The organism is Desulfatiglans anilini DSM 4660 (assembly GCF_000422285.1).
In the GTDB taxonomy this organism is placed as follows: Bacteria; Desulfobacterota; DSM-4660; order Desulfatiglandales; family Desulfatiglandaceae; genus Desulfatiglans; species Desulfatiglans anilini.
This window is the reverse complement of the sequence record NZ_AULM01000097.1, coordinates 1-1,870: the sequence shown is the minus strand read 5'-3', so window position 1 is coordinate 1,870 and position 1,870 is coordinate 1. Positions and strand designations below refer to the sequence as shown.

Annotated in this window: 1 protein-coding gene and 2 pseudogenes; 1 reads left to right on the top strand and 2 read right to left on the bottom strand. The window is 52.4% G+C overall.

Annotation, left to right across the window (positions count from 1 at the left end; translation table 11 throughout):
- Positions 1-203: 203 nt before the first annotated feature.
- Positions 204-410, top strand: a pseudogene (locus H567_RS30250) (site-specific integrase); the annotation flags it as partial.
- A 102-nt stretch (positions 411-512) separates the two neighbouring features.
- On the opposite strand, the pseudogene H567_RS30245 reads toward H567_RS30250, so the two are convergent.
- A pseudogene (locus tag H567_RS30245) lies at positions 513-1,148 on the bottom strand (IS91 family transposase); the annotation flags it as partial.
- Positions 1,149-1,273: 125 nt separating this feature from the next.
- Positions 1,274-1,870, bottom strand: a 597-nt coding sequence (locus H567_RS26540; RefSeq protein WP_035255678.1) for a Fic family protein, incomplete at its 5' end; no start/stop codon positions are given.

Here is a 1,870-nt window from a genome sequence, read left to right as displayed (position 1 = left end):
CGGCAAGATTCAGAGCATTGCCCCCACCTCGGATCGCCATTTCCCGATCGTTCCGCCTTTTCAAGTGCCCCCCCGTCCGCCGCGCCGCCAAGTTGATCCACTCGGGTACGTACGAAGGGTGCCGGGCGTCCGGCGCCAACTAAGGCCGCCCTACTGAAAGGCCCTTGTCGGAACCCGCGGGTAGACACCCCGGGAGAAATGCCATGGAAAAGCCGAAACTTCTCGACCAGGTCCGGGCTGCGCTTCGTGTCCGGCACATGAGCTATCGCACCGAACAGACTTACGTCCATTGGATCAAGCGGTTCATTTTCTTCCACAACCGGAAACATCCACTGGAAATGGGAGAGGCCCAGGTCAGCGCTTTCCTGAGCTATCTGGCTGTGGAAAAAAGGGTGGCGGCCTCCACCCAGAATCAGGCGCTCTGCGCCATCCTGTTTCTTTACCGCAACGTGCTCAAGAAAGACCTCGGCTGGATCGACAACATCGAACGGGCCAAAAGACCCCGCCGGCTTCCGGTTGCTCAGGATGCCGTAGTGCCTGATCTTCATGAACCCATCGGGCAGGATGTGCAGCAAAAAGCGTCGGATGAACTCAAGGGCATCCAGGGTCATGAGCTTTGTCGCATTATGGTCAGTGCGATCACGATAACGGAAGGTGACCCGGCCATTCTCCAGCACCACCAATCTCTGGTTCGAGATGGCAACCCGGCGGGTTTAGCGTCCGAGATAATCCACCACCGTTTCTGCGCTCCGGAACGGGGATTTACAGGAAACCACCCACTCGTGTGCATAGAGATCCTTGAGCAGGACCTTGAAGGTCTCTTTCTCCTTCAACGACGCGATCCTGCCAGGAAATATAAACTTCCCCTTTTCATAGGCCTCTTTGAGGCAGGCCAGGAACTTCCCCCGGAACAACCGGGAGAGCACCTTTACGGGAAGGAAAAACTTTCCCTTACACGATACCCACCGCTTTCCGTCCCGGGACAACCCTCCTTCTATGACGATGCGATGAACATGGGGGTGGTCCATGAGGGTCTGCGACCAGGTATGCAGGGTCGCGATGAAGCCCACTTCCGTTCCCAGGTACCTGCTATCTTGCATCAACTCCTTGATGGTTTCCGATACCGCCCTGAAAAGAATGCCATAGACCACCCCCTAATATAAATATTATTGTTTGTTTCAGAAATTGCGGTAGTCACTCCAGACATTATTGGGCTCAATTCTATACATGCATAGCTTCTTAGTGCCCCCGGACGGTTTCTGTGTTAGACACATCAATGTGTCATTCCTTTTTGAACGAGTTCAGCCAGAAATCTGGAAAACGGTTCAATATTCTTTCTTACGCTCGCTTCTTCCAGGGCGGCCATGTAGTCATTGCGGGTTTCAAACGGAATAACTGTCCATGGATAGCCGCCGCTGGCTAACATTACATTCATCAGGAATCTTCCCATGCGGCCATTCCCATCAACATACGGATGGATATACACAAAGAAAAAGTGACCCAAAACAGCCCTTACAGCGGGTTCCTTTTCATCTTTTAGAAGAGTGAAGAATGCTGGCATAAGATCGCGCACGGCTTCGTAGCGGGGCGGTACATGCATTGATTTTCGGATATAGACAGGCTGACTGCGGTAACCGGCAAGGTCAGATGCAGAAATCAGACCCACGTTTACACTCGTGGCAAATAATTCTCTGTACCATATGGCATGATCATTACCTGCCACTGTCCCTGAAGAGTCACCATTCAGAACTTTTACCAAGCTTTTCTTTACCGCCTCACTGCTGTCCAAATTAGCCGGGGATTCAAACTCCACCCCCTGAAAACATTGGGATTTTAGAGCAGATTTGGCGGATTTGGAAACCAGGTTGTA